Raw genomic sequence first — 19,594 nt, forward strand, 5'->3', positions numbered from 1 at the left:
CTCTCAGGTCGGCTACGTATCATTGTCTTGGTGGGCCTTTACCTCACCAACTAACTAATACGCCGCGGGATCATCCAGAAGTGATAGCCGAAACCACCTTTCAAACAAGAACCATGCGGTTCTTGTTGTTATACGGTATTAGCACCTGTTTCCAAGTGTTATCCCCTGCTTCTGGGCAGATTTCCCACGTGTTACTCACCAGTTCGCCACTCGCTTCATGGTTGAAATCAGTGCAAGCACGTCAATCAACGGAAGCTCGTTCGACTTGCATGTATTAGGCATGCCGCCAGCGTTCGTCCTGAGCCAGGATCAAACTCTCATCTTATAGATGATGTGCTTGAATAGCTCATCGATTGTTGTTACATTTTTAAAAGCGAATTGACTTCGCAAATATTGTTTGGGTTTGATATCAAGTATCAAACCGCCCTACACATATTTGGTTTGTCGAAACAATGTTCAGTTTTCAAAGGTCTACCAAGTTATCAGAGAAGCAATTGCTCCGTGACAACTTTTAAAGTATATCATGCTGTTTGAAGCGTGTCAACATCTTTTTCAACTTTATTTGAATATTTATTCAACATTCAAATGAAGAAATGAATTTTCCGTGACGCTTCGTGACAACATAAATCATTGTATCAGTTGTCGTTTAGCTCGTCAAGCATAAATTTCAAATCTGAATGACTATTCAATAATTTGTTATTTATGCATCAGCTGCCTCAAACAGCAACAGGTAATATCTTACCAATCATCCCCCCAGAGGTCAAGGGGAAAACGTAAAAAAATAAAAAGCCCCCTCTTAAGAGGAAGCTTGATCTTGGTCTAACCGTTGCAGTGCTTCGGTTTTCCACCCTGGTAAGCGGTCGGCAATGGGCTTAAACCCAATATTGACGCGATGATTCGTCCAGTAATGACGGTGCTGATGTTCCGGGGGCTCCTGAGTATACTTCACGTGTTCTAAGCATCGTAGAGACAAACTAATTTTTCCCGTGAACTCATCAATATCCAAAATCACCACATTGACTTCTTGGTTGACCTTTAAATAGTCGTGAATATCTTTGACGTAGCCACAATGACATTCGGAGATATGAATCAGACCCTGGCGATGACCGCCTAGGCTGACAAATGCCCCATAGGGTTGAATCCCCGTAATGTGACCCGTGACCCGCTGACCAATTTGAAACGGCATCGTCTCGCCCTCCTTATGATCACCAGCCGTACAGCCAATCGACCTTATTCGGCTTCTTTGACAGTTACCTTGTCCATGGTCACTGGCGTTGCTGGTTGGTCACTGGCATCCGTCTTGACTTGCGCAATGGCGTCGACAACATCCATCCCTTCAGTCACTTGACCAAAGACCGTGTGGCGGAAGTCCAACCAAGGGGTCCCACCATCTTTGTAGGCATCCACGATTTCGTCTGGGAAACCGGCATCCTTCATTTGTCCTTGCATTTGTTCCGTCATATCCTTATCCTGAACGATAAAGAACTGACTGCCGTTGGTGTTAGGACCGGCATTGGCCATGGAAACGGCCCCCCGCAGGTTGTACAACTCCTGGGAGAACTCATCTTCGAATGGTTGGCCCCAAATACTTTCGCCACCCATCCCCGTTCCGGTTGGGTCGCCACCTTGAATCATAAAGTTAGGAATGACCCGGTGGAAAGTCAAGCCGTCATAGTAACCGGCCTTGGCGTGGGTCACAAAGTTTTCAACTGTCTTTGGTGCTTGTTCGGGGAAGAGTTGCAGCTGAATGGTCCCCATGGACGTTTCAATCGTTACTTGTGGACCCCTGGCGTTAGCCAAATCAATTTGTGGAAACTTTGTCATAATTATCCTCCATATCTTTTAAAACACTTTCTGCTTATCTATTATCACCGCCAACCGTTAAAAATGCAACTGACAGCATCGGTGGTATACTAGGAGAACACGACACATAATGAAAGGAAGCCTCTCATAAATGACAAAACCAACTACGGCGTTAAGGCAACGGACCATTGACCTGCTGAACCAGCGTGGGGTCCAATTGACGGACATCGCTGCCCTCGTCATTTTCTTGCAAAAAGATTATATTGCTGACCTGACTCCGGCCGATGCGTTAGATAGCGTCCAGACCGTTCTCCACAAGCGGGAAGTCCAAAATGCCGTCATCACCGGTATTCAATTAGACATTGCCGCCGAACAACACAGCCTGTTAGAGCCGCTACAGACCATCGTTGAACGTGACGAAGGGCTCTACGGCGTCGACGAGACCATGGCGTTATCCATCGTCGACATTTACGGGTCCATCGGTTTCACCAACTATGGCTATATCGACCGGGTCAAGCCTGGTATTCTAGCCAAGCTCAACGCCCATGAACCGGGCATCATTCACACCTTCCTAGACGACCTGGTTGGTGCCATTGCCGCCGCGGCCGCTGCTCGGTTGGCCCATGATGACGCCGGTGAGGAAGATACGCCATTTAAATAGTTGGCTGAATGACCTGACCGACCGCGGCTAAACCTGACAATTTGGTTAAGTTTCACTGTCGCTACTGACGGTGAACGCAAAAGCTTCTACAATAGTGTTTGAAATTAAAATTAATGCATAAGGAGTACCTTAATGGGATATCTAATCGATTTTGTCTTACACATCGACGACCACCTGGTCAATATCGTCAATACGTTTGGCGGTTCCACTTATTTTATTTTGTTCGCCATCGTTTTTGTTGAAACTGGTGCGGTCATTCTCCCATTCCTTCCCGGCGATTCACTGTTATTCGCCGCGGCGGCTTTGGCTGCGAATCCCGCATATGGCTTAAACATCTGGTTCTTCGTGGCCCTGTTCTTATTGGCAGCCATTGGCGGTGACTCGCTGAACTTCTACTTAGGAGGTAAGGCCGGCGCCGCACTGTCTAGCCACTCTTGGTTCGGGCGACTCATCAACAAGGACAAGCTCGCCCAGTCGGAGAAATTCTTCCGTAAGCACGGCCCCTTGGCCATCTTCTTGGGCCGGTTCATGCCGATCATTCGGACGTTTGTCCCCTTCACCGCGGCCGGGTCACAGTTTCCTTACCGCCGTTTTCTAAAATACAACGTGAGCGCTGCCCTCACCTGGGTGGCCATCTGCTGCGGGGGCGGTTACTTCTTCGGTAACATCCCCTTCGTCAAGTCCCACTTCTCCGCAGTCGTGCTGGGCATCATCGTCATTTCCTTGATTCCCGCCATCGTGGGCTGGCTCAAGGGTCGCCACCCAGCAACCCCGAGTAGTCTCCCGGAAGACGACTAAACACTGATACTTAAAGAGCTTGAACGGCAAACGTCGTCCAAGCTCTTTTTTACATATCGTTTAATTTTTCAATCAAGCGCGTTTGATTGCGACCCGAGCTCGCCAGTACAGCACCGCTAACCCAGCTTCAAACAGCACGAAGGCCAACACGAAGCAGTGCAGGAAGAACGTGTCCGGTAGCGCATTGATGATGGGATCGAGATCCGGGTCAAAGATCCAATCGTTGTTGCGGAACAATACCTCGTGAAAGGCTATGAAAAAGCCATTGAAGTTCACGGCTAACATGGCCCCGAGCACAATCGGAACGACTGCCGCTACCTGTACAGGCCGCAACAAGCGCCACTGTTCAGCTCGCCGTTTCAGCTGCCGCAAGTACAGGACTGCTGGCGTCACACTGAGCAACAGGACCACGTTATTGAGTAAGAAGAGATTCTTCACGTCATGGAAGTGGACCATCCCCGTAAACGACGTGGGAAAGTCCGTCATCTTAAGGTCCGTCACCCACGGCAATTCCAGATAGCTTAGCATTTGCCAATAATTATGCATAATCTTGGCCGGCGCCATCTGGACCTCCTGGGTGATATTAAGCCAGTGAATATCCAAACGATAAAGCCACACAGCGTTGATCGTCAGAAAAATACTGAGGGTGACCAACGCCAGAAACAGAGCGGTCAAACCGCCCCACCGTTGTCCTCTAGTCAATCGGCCCCGCCTCCAGGTTCCAGTGATCCAGGTCCGGCACCGTATAGGTCGGCTGAATCGCCTGCTGGGCCACTTGCGCTGGCGTCGAAACACCGGTGTACGTCAGTAAGGTGTCCGTACCCGCGTGAATGCCCGCCAAGATATCAGTTTGATAATTGTCCCCGACCATGATGGCATCCGCGGGGGCCACGCCCATTTGCCGCAAGGAGTTCTCTAAGATAATCGGTTCTGGCTTGCCCACGAAAATGGGGGGCGTCTGCGTGGCGTAACGGACCAGATCGACCAATGCCCCAGCACCGGGCATCAAGCCCCGTGCCTTGGGGATGTTGGAATCCGAATTGGTACCGATAAAGGTCGACCCGCTACGAATCGCTAAAATAGCCTTGGCAAACTTCTCGTAGGTTACGTCGCTATCCAAGCCGACCACCACGTATTCGGGATGGTCCTCATCGACCGTAAACCCCTTGGCCGTCAACGCTTGGCGAAGGCCAATCTCACCGACCACGTAGACCGTGCGCTTGCCGGAACGACCAGCGCGTTTGTCCAGAAAGTCCGCCGTCGCCAGTCCCGCGGTGTACACGTTATCCGTGGTCACATGAATGTCGTGATTGTCGGCTAAATTAGCCACCACGTCTACCGGGAGTTTGGTGGTGTTATTGGTCACAAACTTGAACGGAATTTGCGCGGCCTGAAGGCGTTCCACAAACCGTTTGGCCTTGGGATAACGCTGGGTCCCCGCGTAAATGGTGCCGTCGAGATCAATCAAATATGCCTGATACTTTTTCACTGCCAACTCTCCCTAATCTTCTTTTTTACGAATGGTAAAATGCCGCCGTCCCTGGCCACCCGAGGCCACCGTCACCGTTTTTTGGCTATTGGGCGTCGGCTTAGCGACTGGTCGCCGCTCCTCGGTGTAGGGATGGTTGGTGTTGCGGTGTCGTCTACGTGACCGACGCCGGTGCGGCCCGTTACCATTGCCATTACCGGTATTGCCCTGATGCTGCTTGGTCTCCGGCTTGGCGGTAGCGGGACGGGCATTTTCCGTCTTCTGTTGCGGCGTCTTATCCGTCTGTGCCCCAGACGACTGGTTGCGCGAGTTCCGGCGGCGACGGGGACGACGCGGCTTGGGCGCTGATTTCACGTCCAGGTTGTGCAAAATAAAGTAGGCGCAGCCAAAGTTACAGGACTCATACAAGTAGTCTTGCACCGCGTCGATTTGATTTTGCTTGGCCCCTGCGCGGTCCTCCGCGTAAAAGCCCTTCAATCGGAGTTGTTCGAAGCCCCAGTCTCCCACAATATAGTCATATTTACTCAGAATCGTGCTGAAGCGCTGGGCAAACTCCGTGAAATCAAAGCCATCACGCACGTCAGTCACCAATTCATAAGGATGGTTATTGATGGCAATGTGAGTCTCATCCACCCGCACCACTTCGGCGGCTGGCTCCCGGTTCTCCTTTTGCTCGGCAACGAGTGCCTCTAAATCCTTGCGATCCACCGTCGTCATCCTTTCTAGTTACGAGATAAGGGGTAATGCTTACCCAGATATTTGGCAAACACTTCCCGTAATAAGTCTTGATATAAAATTTGATTCTTACCCACGATTGAAATTGTCGGGAAAAATGGAATGAACAAGTAATGGTCCAGTCCCGCAATCGTGTATTGCTTGGTCGGCGACAGCGGTTCACCCCGCCACGTCACCGCATGGGTCTGGGCGTCATAGGCGATACCCAAATAATTGAGTTCACCAAAGATTTTACCACGAAACCCCATGCCTTTTTGCGGAAAGTAGCGTAAAAATAACCGTGCCAACTCAAATTCCTGGACCAAACGCCACAGGTCATAGCCACTCAGCGTGATGGTCATCACGTGCATGTTGTGTGGCAACAGGTCGTGAAGCTGCTTTTGGTTGACGACGCCGCGGGGTAAGTCGCGTAAAAAGAGACCGGCATTCAGCACGGCCGCGTCGGTCCCCGCGTACTCCGCAATGGCGTGTAGCCCCTCTCGAATCAACTGCGAGTCGCCGACCGGATTGGCTTCCAAGTCAACGGGCAAGTTCGCCACGCGCTGTTCTGACAAGATGGACTCGCCCAATTCTTGCAAACCGGCGATCTCAGCGGCATCCCCCGGTGCTTCCGGCAACGTGGCCGTCTCCACTACCCCGGCTGTGGCGTGCGTGACCTGGTGATCCGTCAGGTCCAACGTGATGCGGCCCACGTAACGGCCCCATTTACCGGCCGCTGCCAACAGACTGTGCTGGTCTTGCTCGCCGTGTGGCAAGAGATGGTGGGTGTGACTGCCAATGATGACGGTCACCTGTGGAAAGCGCTTGGCAATCTTCCGGTCCACGTCTAGGCCCAGATGCGACAGCAAGACGCACACGTCAAATTGCCCGGCATACGTCTGAAGCAATTGCGTCAGCGCGGGTTGCACGCCGATTGGCTGCCAACCGGCCAACGGATACGTCAAATGATACGGCGCCGTCAGTCCCAGGACTAACACGCGGGTCCCCGCCGCCGTGGTGAACAGCTTATGGTCGACCGCCCACTTGGGTTGCTCGTGGGTATCACCCGTTAGGATATTGCCCAAGATTACCGGAAAATTGGCGTGGTCGTACAAATGGTCCAACTGAGGCCGCATGAAACCTAGCCCCTCGTTGTTGCCAATCGTCGCCGCGTCATACCCAATTTGATTCATCAATTCAATGTTTTTTTGCCCAACCGTGGCCTCGCTGACCGGGTGAACCCGGTCGATATGGTCCCCGAGGTCAAAGGTGTAGACGGTGTCGCCCGCCTGCTGGGCACTCTGCCGCGTGGCCGCCAAGTACCGCCGAATCCGCGGCCAATTCTCAAAGTGCGAATGCAGGTCGTTGGTATGCAAGATGGTAATCCGTTCCATTGTCTCATTTCTCCTCTTAACACTGAGTTTAATCGTACGGCATTGGGGGAAAACGGTCAAGCGCAAGCGCGGGTCCCGGTCAAATTTCGTTGCCAGCCCAACGGCTACTGTTTTGCCTGAAATTCTTGGGCCTTGCCCGTAACCATTTGCTCAATCTCACTGGTGGAAAATGGCGTGCCAAATGGCAGCGGCTGGTCCAGGTATTGTTGTTCCGGCGTGTCGACGCCGACGTTGATGTTTTCCTTCACCGGTACCGCGTAATGGTGGATGTGCCCGTGCAGGTTGATGATCTGCTTGACGATGCCCAGCATCATTGGGTAGTGGGTCATGTAGTACTGCCGGTGATCATACTTGATCAGCACGCCAACGTCGTGGAAGGCGAATTTCGGCTGACCATGGTCGATGGGATTGTGTGCCGCCAAGTATTTGAACAGGGCGCGGCTGTCGTGGTTGCCCTTGATCAATTCCAGGTGACCGTTCAGCTGGCTCAAGACGTCACACACCGCCTCGTCGGACTTGACGGCTGGCTTGGTAAAGTACAACGCAATGTCGCCCAGGTGATACACAGTATCCGTCGGTGCCACCCGCGCGTTCCAATTATCAATGATGGTCTGGTTCATTTCCGCCACGTTTGCAAATGGCCGTGGGGCAAAATCACTGTCGCCCAGTAGGTCTTCGTGAAAGAAATGTGTATCTGACGTAAAAAATTCCATGAGTGCTCCCCCTTCTAGAGAATATCGAGTGGTTGTTTGCTGGTTGGCGCCGGAAATTGTTGGTCCAACAGCGCGAGTTCAGCCGGACTTAGCGTCAACTCACCAGCCGCAATGTTTTCATTCATGTGCGCGACCGAGCTGGTTTGCGGAATCGCCAAGACATCGCCCTGCCGAATCACCCAGGCCAATAGAATCTGGTAAACCGTCGCGTGGTGCTGAGCTGCAATCTGCTTGACCACGTCATTGGTTGCCAGATGATGACCCCAAGAATCACCCTGTGCAATTGGTGAATAGGCAACGAAGGGCAGCTGATGGTCCCGTTGCCACGGCAAGACGGCGTATTCCACACCCCGACTGCCCAAGTGGTACAGATCCTCGTTGGCCACGGCCTGGTCACCACCGGGCAGGCCCCACAGTTCCTGGAGGTCGTCAATATCAAAGTTGGACACGCCCCATGCCCGAATCTTGCCGGACTGCTGCAAGCGTTGTAACTCGGCGACGGTCTCTGCCAGTGGAACGCTGCCACGCCAATGGTACAGGTAGAGGTCCAGGTAGTCCGTCCGCAACCGCTTCAAGCTGGCCTCAAGGCTGGTGGCCATCCGTTGCCGTGACGCATTTTCGGGTAGCACCTTGGAAATGAGGTAGAGCTTTTGCCGGTTAATCGGGGCCAAAGCCTCGCCTACCAGGTTCTCTGCCCGGCCGGAACCGTACATCTCCGCAGTGTCGATTACGCGGGCACCTGCCGCGATGCCAGCCTGAATGGCCGCAATCTCCGTTTCTCGCTGGGCTGGGCGGTCACCCATGTGCCACGTGCCGATGCCAATCGCTGGGACCTGTTGCCCGTCAATCGTTACTTGTTTCATTTGCCACACCCTCTGTTTCATTAACTTTTCAATCTGTGACGGCGTCCTGTTCAGCCGCCTAAAATTTGTTTCGACTCACTTCCTATCCTAGCACTTCCACTGGTTTTTCGCTGGCTTAGGCCCCTTGTTTTGACCTTATTTCAGATAGACGAAAAGGGCCAGAACTAGCTTGTCCTGACCCCCTGTCCGTTTATTTTAAATTAGACTCATCCGAACCCACGGAGACGGTATGTTCGGCCGCGCGCCGGTCCTTCAGGTATTTACCAATGCTTAACGCCACTAACCAGACCACGGACCCAATCAGGGCAACCAACGTGTCCGTTCTGAAGAGTAAGACGATCCCGACCATTGCCAGGAAGGCCAAGATGAAGTAATCACTCCACGGGAACAGTGGCAGGTGAAACTTGTTGGTGATTCCGGCTGCCAGCTGTTGCCGCTTGAATTTCAGATGGGCCACCACGATAGCTCCCCAGATAAACAGGAAGCAAGTCGTCGCCACACTGGAGACAAACGCGAAGACGTGGCCCGGCATGATGAAGTTCAAGAAGACAGATACCGCGATGATCAGCGTGGAGAACCGCAGTGCGGGCACCGGCACTTGGGCGCGGGACAGGGTCCCCATGTGCTTCGCAAAGCGACTCTTACCTTGGTACGTCAGTGAGAACAGCATCCGCCCAGTTGTGAACAACGAGCTGTTGCAGGCCGAAGCCGCCGCGGTCAAGACCACGAAGTTGATGACGGCCGCCGCCGATTGAATACCCACGTTCTTGAAGACCTGAACAAAGGGACTGCTGGTTGGTGACACGGCTTGCCAAGGGTAGATGCACATCAGGGCTAACAAGGAGCCCAGGTAAAACAGGATGATTCGCATCGGAATTTCGTTAATCGCCTTAGGCAAGACCTTCTTGGGATTAGCCGTTTCGGAAGCGGTCATCCCCACCATTTCAATACCGACAAAACTGAAGAGTACCATTTGAAATGACAGGAAGAAGCCCTTGGCACCGTGGGCAAAGAAGCCGCCCGTAGCCAGGTTGGCGACGCTGGCGTGCCCCGCTGGCGTTGGATAGTGCACGGCTACCATGTAGGCTCCGGCTAAGATCAAGGCCACGATCGCCACAATTTTGATAATGGCAAACCAGAATTCCGTTTCGCCAAAGGCACTGACGGTCACGGAGTTCAGCGTCAACAGAATTCCTAACAGGACTAACCCGGTCACCCACTGTGGCAGGTGCGGGAACCAGAACTGCATGTATTGGCCGGCCGCGGTGATCTCGGCCATGGCAATTGTGATCCAGCAGACCCAGTAAGTCCAGCCCGCCACGAAACTCATGTTGTCACCTAAATAGCGTTGGATAAAATCAATGTAAGAATGGGCATTCAAGTCTGAGAGCAGTAGCTCCCCTAACGCCCGCATTAGTAGGAAACACATCACCCCGGTCACCAGGTAAGCCAACACGATGGATGGTCCTGCAAGGTGAATCGATTGGCCGGCCCCCAAGAATAGCCCCGTCCCGATTGTGCCCCCCAGCGCAATCAGTTGGACGTGACGACTCTGAAGGCCACGTGAGAACTCTTGGTTATCATTCACTTGACTTTTTTTCATCTTAATCGCCCCTTTGTTGAAATTCATTATACACTGCCAAAGGGGGAATGCCAGTACCCGCACTGGTTGGTTCGGTAAATTAAATAGCTTTGCGTCCCGGTGTAAACCACTTTACGTCACCTTTATTTGTTTTAGGTGAAAGTTGTTCATCTATCAGTGAACACCACTTGTTGGGGTGCTGGGCACCTTTAATTTGGTTGCGCGTTAACCGTTAGCAACGACAGACTGCAAGCAAGAAAGTAGACTTAGCGTATTAATTTCTGGAATGATAGTGTTCTATCCGTAAAATTAGTGCAACCAGGAGCCTGCGTCAGCCAAAAAAAGACTGCCGCCCCATCCAGGACAGCAGTCAATAGACTCATTATTTACGTAAACGTTCGATGTCACGAACGATCATTAATTCTTCATCGGTTGGGATCAGTAAGGTCTTGATCTTTGACCCTTCCTTACTCAAGTCACGTTCAACCCCACGAATATCATTCTTTTCAGGGTCAACGGCAATACCAAAGTAAGCCAACTTGTCAGCGACTTCTTGGCGAATCATAATATCATTTTCACCAACACCGGCCGTGAAGACGATGGCATCTGCGCCGCCTAATTCAGCAAGGTAAGCGCCGACGTAACGGACGATCCGGTTGATGAACATGTCACGTGCCAACTTAGCCCGTGGGTTCTTGGCTTGAACCTTTTCCAAGTCACGCATATCAGCGGAAACACCGGAAACACCAATCAAACCAGACTTCTTGTTCAAGATATTGATCATGTCGTTAGGCTTGTCGATATTGAGTTTTTCCATCAAGTAAGCAACTAAGGATGCATCGATATCCCCAGAACGGGTAGCCATTTCGATTCCGGCCAGTGGCGTGAAGCCCATGGACGTGTCGTATGACTTACCATTCTTGATAGCGGTGATAGAACCACCGGCACCCAGGTGCATCGTGATCAGCTTCAAGTCCTTCAATGGCTTGCCCAACATGGCAGCGGCCCGGCCAGCGACGTAACGGTGGCTCGTTCCGTGGGCACCGTACTTCCGTGCCCCAAACTTTTCGTAGTATTCGTAAGGAATCGCGTACATGTAATTTTCTTGTGGCATGGACGTATGGAATGACGTATCAAAGACCGCGACACTCAGCACGTTAGGCAAAATCTTCTTGAAGGCTTCGATGCCCAAGACAGCGGCTGGGTTGTGCAGTGGTGCGTATTCGGACAGGTCCTTGATCTTTTGTAAGACATCATCGGTAATGACGGCAGAATCCTTGAAGTCTTGCCCACCGGCAACGACCCGGTGACCAATCCCAGTAATTTCGTTGAAGTCCGTGATGATATTAAGGGCCGTCAATTGGTCTAACATCAATTGGATAGCGGCACTGTGGTCGTTGATGTCTTCATGCGTTTCGTACTTTTGGCCGTCACCGTATTTGATTTCGACTAATGAGTTACCCAGACCGATCCGGTCAATGGCACCTTCGGCAATGACCGTTTCTTCAGGCATTTGGAATAACTTGAACTTTAAAGTCGAGCTGCCGGCGTTAATTGCTAATGATTTTCCCATGTGGTATTTCTCCTTTTATGTGCGATCCGTCAGCAGATTTTGTTCTTCCCACTGGACGATTTCCGCAACAAACTTTTGGAACGCTGATTGATTCTTAAATGATGGGAACTCTCCCAACATGACTTGTTCAACTTGCTTAGCACCAGCCCCGGGTTTCTGTAAGATCAGAATGGCCTTTTGGGCGTTGGCGTTAGCAAATAGCTCACTTGGCAGGTTCAATAACCCTTGTAAGTAAGCGTTATTGGGGAGCCACTTCAGTAAGTTAGGGGCTTGTTCACTCTGGAACAGCTGCGATGGCACCAAGAAGACGCCAATGCCGCCTGGTGTCAGTTGATTCAACGCTTGTTCCAAGAGCAAATGATGCACGTAGGTGTGTCCGGACTTGGCTGCGGTATGGAAATTAACCGCATTGTCGTCAACCGGGTAATAGCCGATCGGTAAGTCAGCCACGATCAAATCACTGGCTGGGACCAGTAACCGCTCCAAGGCGTCTTGGTGGATGAGTTCCACTGGGACCCGTTGCAGGTCACTGGACGTCTGTGCGATGGCTAACATGGAATCGTCGTTATCCACCCCGTACGCGTCAATCTTACCAGTCACCACACCTTTTAGCTGTGAAATCACGGCGGTTAACAAGTTGCCCGTCCCTACCGTCAGATCCAGTAAGGTCAAGTGTGTCTTGCCCTTTTCCAGGCGGGTCACCAGGTACCCCATAATGTAAGCAATCGTATCAGGCGTTAACTGATGATTGGCTTGGATTTCGTCGATGCGAATTGCCTTGAGCATGGCCAATTGCACCGCTCGCCGAACCGTTTCGCTATCAAAGCTTTGCCAATCGGCCTGTTGATAAAGGTCGGTCAGTTTTGCCACGGTCTCCTGATCAGGGCGACCGTCTTCAACTTGAACTTGTCCGTTCAGGAGGTTATCTCCCGTCTCAACGAACGCATCTAAATAAGATGTGCTTAGTGCTGCTTGTAAGGTCGTGGTCGACTCATCGAGGACCTTAAAGAGCGCTTCAGTCTGTTCTTGTGACAGCACGCTTCGCCTCCTTGTGAATATTCCATAACACATTGTATCCGCTATCTATACTACCGATTTTTCGAACGTTATTCAAGCAATCTTTGCGGAGAATCCTGTTTTAGCGGCTTGGAACGCCGGAAGCTATGCCGTTTTTTCACATGCTGACTAGTCTGTTTGGCAATCGTGCGGGTACTCGCTTGAAAATCTTGTTCAAGTTGGCGCGTCGTCTCGCGTCTCGCCGTCAGTCCTACACCGACCAAGCTAATGAACAAGCTCACACTCATCAAAAAGAACAGCGCCCATAAGGTCAAGAACCCCTGATGCCGCGCAGATCGACCAGCGTCGTTTGTACCGGTAGACCGGCTTGTTTGAGTTTTAATCTAACCACTCCCAACTTCAGTGTTTCCCAATGAATCGCCGTCACGTCTCGCAATAGCGGATAATAGCCGTGCCGGTTGACGTTGGTCAGCTTGAGGGTCCGCTTGCTATCGACCCGTAGCGCGACCTCACGATTTTCTTGCTGGTCACGGACCACTAACACTTCATCACTGGTCCGCACCAAACGGTAACGCCCGTCTTGTTCAAGTGCCTGAACGACCTGATACCAGGCGATGGGGTCGCGCTGAATCGGTCGCAAGAAGGCCCGGCCGACCCCGCTGACCAGGATAAAGAGGCCTGCGGTGATCACTAACGCCAGCAGCGCTTCAATCAAGGTAAATCCCTGCCGTTTTCTCATTGCGCCGCCAACCAGTGTTGCAAGGCCACGTCATGTTGATGCCGGACTTGCTGGAGGTGGACTTGGCGTTGCTGTTCCAAGTGGTGGGTCGTCTGTAAGAACCCCTGGGCCAGCATGACACTGGTCGCCACCACGCTCATCGCCAACAAGGCATCGGGGAGGATCCATCCCCGCCGACGCTCACGCTTGATCAACTGCCACATAAAAGATACCGCCTCCTAGTTGAAAAGTTTGTTTGAGATACTGATGGCTGACCGTGCTATACCAGCGGAGCGTTTGGGCCTTGGACGCCCCCGACGTATAAATTAGCCAACGCCCACTGTCCCCTTGTAGCTGCAAGGTCGGTGGGATGCGCAGCCGACCAACCACTTGGGCCGTCTTGGCCGTCACTAGGACCACTTGATGCTGACTTGACTGAACCTCAGCTACCAACTGTACCCGTTGCTGTCTGGCACGCTACCGTCCAGCCGTCCACATCCGCTGCCAGGCCGGCCAAAACGCCCGCTCGGTCATTAATGCCCGGTGTGGCGTCCCCTGAAAACTGACCAACGTGGTCAAGCCCGTCACGATGACCAGAACCAGCAGTGTTTCCAGCAACGTAAAGCCCCTACTTCTCATCGGTCACGACTCGTTCGTCGACAATCTTGATGTGTTCTTCCTGTGCGCGTTTGGCTTGGTCCGTCGTCAAGTACCGCTCCTTAGTCAGCACGTCATAGGTCACGGCATGGTGGCCGGGATGATCCTCCAAGTACGCCGTCACCTGGCCCTGAACCACCGTGACCATCGCGTGGCCGTGAATCTGGTTGGCCCGCTGGCGTTGCTTGTTCAAGTTCGGCAAGATGACGAGAATCAGTAATGAAATAATGAATAACACAATCGTCATTTCCACTAGGGTAAAGCCCTGGCGTCGTCTAATCATGATAGACCCCCTGTAAGTCTTGATACATTGGCAACAGTAAGCTGAGATAGGCGCCCACAATCAAGAGTGCCACTACGCCCAATAACACCGGCTGAACCAACGCGAGGCCCCGTTCCAGCCGGCGCACCAACTCACGGTATTGGAGTTGGCTAAAGGCCTGTAGCTCCCGGGCCAACTGTGGCGGTGTACTACCTTTGCTGAGAAAGACTACCACTTGACTGGGAATAAAGTCCTGGCGACGTAACCAGCCAACCGGTGAGCGGCCCACCGTCAATTGGCGCGTGAGCACCTCGGCCAGTTGGTACAGCAAGGCCCGTTCTGGTAGCTGATGTAAGATAGTCAGCATTTGCTTCACGCTCAACCCACTGCGGATCAACTGGCTCAGATTGGCCGTCAGGTAGTATCCATAGTATGCCCGCAAAATCGGCCCCACCAACGGCAGCCGTAAATACAGGCTGGCCAAGCGCAGACTCGGCTGTCGCCGCCACCATTTGGCGCCAGTCACCACACCCAGACCCCCTAACCCCAGACCACCCAGCCAGAGATATTGCCGCCAAGCCCCCGTCACCGGCACACTGGGCGCTAGGCCTTGCTGGAGCTGTGGTAAGATTCCCACCTGCAGGGTCGCAAATAAGCCGATCATCCCCAGGAATAACCCCACCGGATACGCCAGCAGCTGCCGCAATTTTTGCCGTTGTGTTGCCAGTAGGCGCAAGAAACTAGCCGCCTCTGCCAGTGCCGGTCCCAAGTCGCCATACGTGGTCGTCAACCGCAGCTGAAAGCACACGTTGGCCTGTAGGTGCGGCGTTAGCAAGTCGACCAGAGCCTCGCCGTTTTGTAATCCGGCCTCGACGCCTTGCAGATCAGCGGGAAAGCGGCCATCGACCGTACGGAGAAAAGTGACTGCCTGTTGCAGTGAAAACCCACTGGCCAGTTGATCGGCCAATAGTTGGCAAAACCGAGCCTGGGTCGCCAGCGACCACTTACCCGAATTGAAATTGCTGCGCCGTTGCCGTAGAGATTTGATGGGTGCGAACTGCTTCATCAAGATTTTGCTGCCACCTTTCCGTCATTTGTGTGGTCGTCCATAACTGTTCACCGTGTAACAGGTCTAATAACACCGCCGGGCCACCCGCCAAGCGTGGCAATAATCGCTGGTAACAGCTGGCGGTCAGGACCTGGCGTAACTGCTGATTGGCCACGCCCAGGTCTTGCAAGCGGCTGATGGCGCCCGCGGCGTGTTGGGCGTGGACCGTGCTCAGGACCAAGTGGCCACTGAGTGCCGCCCGAATCGCCGCTTGGGCCGTGGCGGCATCACGAATCTCACCAACAATAAAGACATCCGGACGATGCCGCAAGCCGACCTTGATCAACGCCTCATAGGTCATCCCCGCGGCCGGATTCACCTGCAACTGCATGAACCGCGGTTCCTTGATTTCAACCGGGTCCTCCACGGTCAAGACCACTGCCGTCTCGCTTAACTGACTGGCGATGTTGTAAAGCGTCGTGGTCTTCCCTGCTCCCGTCGGCCCGGCCAGTAAGACCAACCCCCGCCGACTGGCAACCTGCTGAAGCTGGCGTTCCTGGGCGGGCACCAAATAGGCACTAGCCGTGAGCGCATACGGATAGATCAACCGCAGCACCAGTGATTCGCGGTTGGCAAAGTCCCCAACCGTTGAGAACCGCAGCTCAATGGGCACGTCCCCCGGCCAGGTCATAGCTCCCACTTGCGGTCGTCGGCTTTCACTGACCGTCATGTTCGCGTGAAATTTGAAATAGCTGATGACCTGTTGCCCGCGAACAAATGGCAGCGTCCGCCACGCCACCAGCCCAGTCGCATGGCGCAGACGAATCTGATAGGTCTTGGCTTGAGGCAAAATGTAGACGTCGCTGGCCCGTTGCGCAATCGCCGCAGCCAGCAACTCGTTGATGATGGTTTGCAAGAGTCACCCTCCTCATTTAGTCGCTTTAAGTTAACTACGCCAAAAGGTGGTGGATTTTTTTATTTTTTGCGAAAAAAAAGAAGACCCCCGTAGGAATCTTCTTTCAGAATTTAGTCTTCAACGTTTTCTGGCAAAACGGCTGCTTCGTAAATATCGGAAACATCGTCATTGTCTTCCAACTCGTCGATTAAACCTTGGTATTGAGAAGCCTTGGCTTCTGGCACTTCAGTCGTGTTTTGTGGGAACATCCGAACTTCAGCAGTGTCGAGCTTGTAGCCCTTATCTTGTAAGGCGTCCCGGACTGCAACTTCACTCGAAGGATCCGTGTAAATCTTGAACTCTTCGTCCGTGGTTTCCATGTCGTCCGCCCCGGCGTCTAAAGCATCCATCAACATCGTATCTTCATCCGTATCCAAGCCGTCACGCAGGATAACAATGTATCCCTTACGATCAAACATGTATGAAACGGAACCCGCTGCACCTAGTGAGCCACCATGATGCGTGAAGGCAGAACGCACAGCCGCAGCCGTCCGGTTCTTGTTATCCGTTAAGGCAGCAACCATGATCGCTGTCCCGGCTGGACCGTAGCCTTCGTAGGTGATTTCTTCGAACTTGGCGCCACCAACACCAGAGGCCTTGTCTAAAGCCCGCTTGATGTTTTCCTTAGGCATGTTAGCTGCCCGCGCCTTGTCCATTTCCAAACGAAGTTGAGGGTTACCGTCGGGATCAGGACCACCTGCTTTTGCAGCTTGGTACAAATCACGTGAGATTTTTTGGAAGATTTTTCCACGTTTTGCATCCTGAGCATTTTTCCGGCCCTGGATGTTATGCCATTTAGAATGTCCTGACATCGTAACTCCTCTTTTCTAAAATTTTATTAGATATCCGTTCCGTATAAAACAGACACTGTTCATATTAGCACTTACTCCCGTTGTGTTCAATTGCCTAGCTCATTTATTCTATATTCAATAAAAAATGTATAAAATACACACCAATTTGCTTTAGATCGGGCAATTACTACTGAATATTCGAATAATTTATGTATAAAAACTGATTTTTCAAAATAAATCTTGTATAAATAAACGAAACCAGCTATAATCAAGGGCAACAACAAAAATATTGAGGAGCTTTTATATGAAAAAGAGATTGGTATTATTCCTTGCTCTGATGTTGACGTTGGTCACGGGTGTTGCCACCATGACCACCACGACGGCCAATGCCGCCAGCGACAACTCACTTGCCAAGGTCCAAAAGAAGGGGACGCTGGTCATGGGGACCTCGCCCGATTACCCACCTTACGAATTCCAAGCCACGGTCCACGGCAAGACCAAGATCGTCGGCATGGACGTTGCCGTTGGGGAAAAGATTGCCAAGGACTTGGGCGTCAAGCTTGAGGTCAAGTCCATGTCCTTTGATTCCTTATTAGTCGCCCTGCAAACAGGCAAGGTCGACATGGTCATCTCCGGGATGAACCCGACGCCCGCACGGCGGAAGAACGTCGACTTCACCCACACCTACTACCAAGGTGGCTACAGTATTGTCATCAACAAGAGTGACAAGGGCATCTATAAGGACAAGGATTCTTTCGTGGGCAAGACCATCGGTGCACAGACCGGGTCAACCATGTACAATGAATCTAAGAAACAAACCAGCGGCACGACCGTGAAAGGCATGACCTCCGTGTCCGACCTGATCTTAGCGCTGCAAAGCCACAAGATCCAAGGGGTCGCTATGGAAAAGCCATCCGCGCAAGCCTACGTGGCTAACAACAAGGAATTAGCTGCCATCCCTAGTAACTTTGATTTAAGTGCTTCTGACACCAGCGCTTCCGCCGCCTTTGCCAAGGGGTCTACATCTTTGGTCAAGGCCGCCAACAAGTCCGTCGACCAGATCAAGAAGCAAGACTTGGTCAACAAGGACTACCTGCCCGCTGCTGGGAAATATTTAAAGACCAACACCGTTAACACCAGCATGCTCCATTACTGGAAAGCCTTCCTGACCGGGGTTGAATACACCCTGATCATCACGGTCTGCTCCGTCTTCTTCGGGTTCATCTTAGGGGTCCTCTTATCCCTTGCCCGGATGGCTCGCGGTGGCGTCTTCAAGACTGCCCTGCGGTGGTTAGCCACGGCCTACGTTGAATTTATTCGGGGCACGCCAATGATGGTCCAAGTTATGTTCGTTTACTTTGGCTTAGGTCTCATCGTTAACCTACCAGCCCTGACATCTGGGATTATCGCCATCTCCCTGAACTCCGGTGCCTACATCGCCGAATACATTCGGGGTGGGATCAACTCCGTGGACGACGGCCAAACCGAAGCCGCTCGTTCCTTAGGGATGTCCAGTGGCGCTACCATGCGTTACGTAGTCTTACCACAAGCCTTGAAGAATATCTGGCCATCACTCGGAAACGAATTCATTACACTGATCAAGGACAGTTCCATCGTCTCCATCATTGGGGTCTCCGAACTGATCTTCCAAAGCAACATTGTGCGGTCTGACACCTACCGGGGAGTTGCCCCAATCGCCGTCATCATGGTCATTTACTTCGTCTTGACCTTCACGGCGTCTCGTCTACTGAACTACTTCGAAAGGAGAATGCAACATGACTAAACCCATTATTGAGGTTAAAAATCTCGCCAAGCATTTCGGCGACAACCAAGTGTTAAAAGATATCACGGAACAAGTCGATCCTGGGCAAGTCATCGTCGTCATTGGCCCTTCTGGTGGTGGGAAGTCCACCTTCCTCCGCTGCCTGAACCTCTTGGAACACCCATCCAGTGGTGAAGTCGACTTTGCCGGCGAGAACCTGACTACCTTGGATGACAAGCGCGTCAACGAACTGCGGGAACAAATGGGGATGGTCTTTCAAGGCTTCAACCTCTTCCCGAACATGACGGTGCTGGAAAACATCAAACTGGCCCCGATGAAGGTCAAGCACGTCGATGACGCCACGGCAACCAAGCAGGCTCACGAGCTCTTGAAGCAAGTCAACTTGGACGACCACGCCGACGCCTTCCCAGCCAGTCTCTCCGGTGGCCAAGCACAACGGGTCGCCATTGCGCGGGCCCTGGCGATGGATCCCAAGGTCATGCTGTTCGACGAACCCACGTCAGCCTTGGACCCTGAAATGGTCGGTGAAGTCTTAAACGTTATGCAAGAACTTGCCAAACAAGGCATGACCATGGTCGTGGTCACCCACGAAATGGGCTTTGCCAAGTCCGTCGCCGACCGCGTCTGGTTCATGGCCGACGGTTACATCCAGGAAAACAACACCCCGGATGAGTTCTTCAGCAATCCCCAAACGGACCGGGCCAAAGACTTTCTGTCAAAGATTTTAATGTAATGAACTACCCATCACAACAAAATGGTCTCACTGTCATCGA

General features: G+C 52.4%; 22 protein-coding genes and 1 rRNA gene. 4 read left to right on the forward strand and 19 right to left on the reverse strand.

The window, feature by feature from the left end:
- The 3 genes from NGM66_RS04785 to NGM66_RS04795 form a co-directional block, all read right to left on the reverse strand.
- A 16S ribosomal RNA gene (locus tag NGM66_RS04785) occupies positions 1-325 on the reverse strand; the annotation flags it as partial.
- Positions 326-796: 471 nt separating this feature from the next.
- Entirely contained in the window at positions 797-1,186 is a 390-nt protein-coding gene (locus NGM66_RS04790; RefSeq protein WP_208909969.1) for a CvfD/Ygs/GSP13 family RNA-binding post-transcriptional regulator, read from the reverse strand.
- A 44-nt stretch (positions 1,187-1,230) separates the two neighbouring features.
- Entirely contained in the window at positions 1,231-1,824 is a 594-nt protein-coding gene (locus NGM66_RS04795) for a peptidylprolyl isomerase (RefSeq protein ID WP_125576644.1), read from the reverse strand.
- 130 nt (positions 1,825-1,954) lie between these two features.
- Between NGM66_RS04795 and NGM66_RS04800 the strand changes: the two genes are divergently transcribed.
- A complete protein-coding gene (locus tag NGM66_RS04800; protein ID WP_208909971.1) occupies positions 1,955-2,464 on the forward strand; it encodes a phosphatidylglycerophosphatase A family protein in 510 nt (169 codons plus the stop codon).
- Between the two features lie 132 nt (positions 2,465-2,596).
- Entirely contained in the window at positions 2,597-3,262 is a 666-nt protein-coding gene (locus NGM66_RS04805) for a VTT domain-containing protein (RefSeq protein ID WP_208909973.1), read from the forward strand.
- Positions 3,263-3,334: 72 nt separating this feature from the next.
- Here NGM66_RS04805 and NGM66_RS04810 read toward each other — a convergent pair whose 3' ends face one another.
- The 16 genes from NGM66_RS04810 to NGM66_RS04885 form a co-directional block, all read right to left on the reverse strand.
- Positions 3,335-3,964, reverse strand: a complete 630-nt coding sequence (locus NGM66_RS04810; protein ID WP_208909974.1) for a TIGR01906 family membrane protein — start codon at positions 3,962-3,964, stop codon at positions 3,335-3,337.
- Entirely contained in the window at positions 3,957-4,751 is a 795-nt protein-coding gene (locus NGM66_RS04815) for a TIGR01457 family HAD-type hydrolase (RefSeq protein ID WP_208909976.1), read from the reverse strand. The genes NGM66_RS04810 and NGM66_RS04815 overlap by 8 nt, the downstream gene beginning before the upstream one ends.
- A 12-nt stretch (positions 4,752-4,763) precedes the next feature.
- Positions 4,764-5,468 carry a YutD family protein gene (locus NGM66_RS04820; RefSeq protein ID WP_208909978.1) on the reverse strand — a complete coding sequence of 235 codons (705 nt, stop codon included), beginning with the start codon at positions 5,466-5,468 and terminating at the stop codon, positions 4,764-4,766.
- Between the two features lie 5 nt (positions 5,469-5,473).
- Complete coding sequence (locus NGM66_RS04825) at positions 5,474-6,859, reverse strand: bifunctional metallophosphatase/5'-nucleotidase (protein WP_208909981.1); 1,386 nt, start codon at positions 6,857-6,859, stop codon at positions 5,474-5,476.
- Positions 6,860-6,963: 104 nt separating this feature from the next.
- The gene (locus NGM66_RS04830) at positions 6,964-7,572 is read right to left on the reverse strand and encodes a metallophosphoesterase family protein (protein ID WP_208909983.1); all 609 of its coding nucleotides are present in this window, start codon (positions 7,570-7,572) and stop codon (positions 6,964-6,966) included.
- A 14-nt stretch (positions 7,573-7,586) separates the two neighbouring features.
- Complete coding sequence (locus NGM66_RS04835; RefSeq protein WP_208909985.1) at positions 7,587-8,435, reverse strand: aldo/keto reductase; 849 nt, start codon at positions 8,433-8,435, stop codon at positions 7,587-7,589.
- 190 nt (positions 8,436-8,625) lie between these two features.
- A complete protein-coding gene (locus NGM66_RS04840) occupies positions 8,626-10,038 on the reverse strand; it encodes an amino acid permease (RefSeq protein ID WP_208909987.1) in 1,413 nt (470 codons plus the stop codon).
- Between the two features lie 361 nt (positions 10,039-10,399).
- Positions 10,400-11,590, reverse strand: a complete 1,191-nt coding sequence (locus NGM66_RS04845) for an acetate/propionate family kinase (protein ID WP_208909989.1) — start codon at positions 11,588-11,590, stop codon at positions 10,400-10,402.
- 15 nt (positions 11,591-11,605) lie between these two features.
- A complete protein-coding gene (locus tag NGM66_RS04850; protein WP_208909990.1) occupies positions 11,606-12,628 on the reverse strand; it encodes a class I SAM-dependent methyltransferase in 1,023 nt (340 codons plus the stop codon).
- A gap of 289 nt (positions 12,629-12,917) precedes the next feature.
- Positions 12,918-13,346, reverse strand: a complete 429-nt coding sequence (locus NGM66_RS04855) for a prepilin-type N-terminal cleavage/methylation domain-containing protein (RefSeq protein WP_208909991.1) — start codon at positions 13,344-13,346, stop codon at positions 12,918-12,920.
- Positions 13,343-13,549 carry a hypothetical protein gene (locus NGM66_RS04860; RefSeq protein WP_208909992.1) on the reverse strand — a complete coding sequence of 69 codons (207 nt, stop codon included), beginning with the start codon at positions 13,547-13,549 and terminating at the stop codon, positions 13,343-13,345. The genes NGM66_RS04855 and NGM66_RS04860 overlap by 4 nt, the downstream gene beginning before the upstream one ends.
- 253 nt (positions 13,550-13,802) lie before the next feature.
- Entirely contained in the window at positions 13,803-13,964 is a 162-nt protein-coding gene (locus NGM66_RS04865; RefSeq protein WP_258115416.1) for a prepilin-type N-terminal cleavage/methylation domain-containing protein, read from the reverse strand.
- Positions 13,954-14,265 (reverse strand): competence type IV pilus major pilin ComGC, encoded by a 312-nt coding sequence (comGC, locus tag NGM66_RS04870; RefSeq protein WP_208909994.1) that lies wholly within the window; start codon positions 14,263-14,265, stop codon positions 13,954-13,956. The genes NGM66_RS04865 and comGC overlap by 11 nt, the downstream gene beginning before the upstream one ends.
- Positions 14,258-15,310, reverse strand: coding sequence for a type II secretion system F family protein (locus NGM66_RS04875; protein WP_245155351.1), 1,053 nt, complete (start codon positions 15,308-15,310; stop codon positions 14,258-14,260). Before NGM66_RS04875 ends, comGC begins: the two co-directional genes overlap by 8 nt.
- On the reverse strand, positions 15,249-16,208 hold the full coding sequence (gene comGA / locus NGM66_RS04880) for a competence type IV pilus ATPase ComGA (protein ID WP_245155245.1): 960 nt from the start codon (positions 16,206-16,208) through the stop codon (positions 15,249-15,251). Before comGA ends, NGM66_RS04875 begins: the two co-directional genes overlap by 62 nt.
- Positions 16,209-16,318: 110 nt before the next feature.
- Positions 16,319-17,059 carry a YebC/PmpR family DNA-binding transcriptional regulator gene (locus tag NGM66_RS04885; protein ID WP_208909995.1) on the reverse strand — a complete coding sequence of 247 codons (741 nt, stop codon included), beginning with the start codon at positions 17,057-17,059 and terminating at the stop codon, positions 16,319-16,321.
- A gap of 283 nt (positions 17,060-17,342) precedes the next feature.
- Between NGM66_RS04885 and NGM66_RS04890 the strand changes: the two genes are divergently transcribed.
- Together NGM66_RS04890 and NGM66_RS04895 are read left to right on the forward strand one after the other, a co-directional pair.
- On the forward strand, positions 17,343-18,821 hold the full coding sequence (locus NGM66_RS04890) for an ABC transporter substrate-binding protein/permease (protein ID WP_208909996.1): 1,479 nt from the start codon (positions 17,343-17,345) through the stop codon (positions 18,819-18,821).
- Positions 18,814-19,554 carry an amino acid ABC transporter ATP-binding protein gene (locus NGM66_RS04895; RefSeq protein ID WP_208909998.1) on the forward strand — a complete coding sequence of 247 codons (741 nt, stop codon included), beginning with the start codon at positions 18,814-18,816 and terminating at the stop codon, positions 19,552-19,554. Before NGM66_RS04890 ends, NGM66_RS04895 begins: the two co-directional genes overlap by 8 nt.
- The last annotated feature ends 40 nt before the right edge of the window (positions 19,555-19,594 follow it).

Source organism: Levilactobacillus yiduensis (assembly GCF_024718525.1).
Lineage (GTDB): Bacteria > Bacillota > Bacilli > Lactobacillales > Lactobacillaceae > Levilactobacillus > Levilactobacillus yiduensis.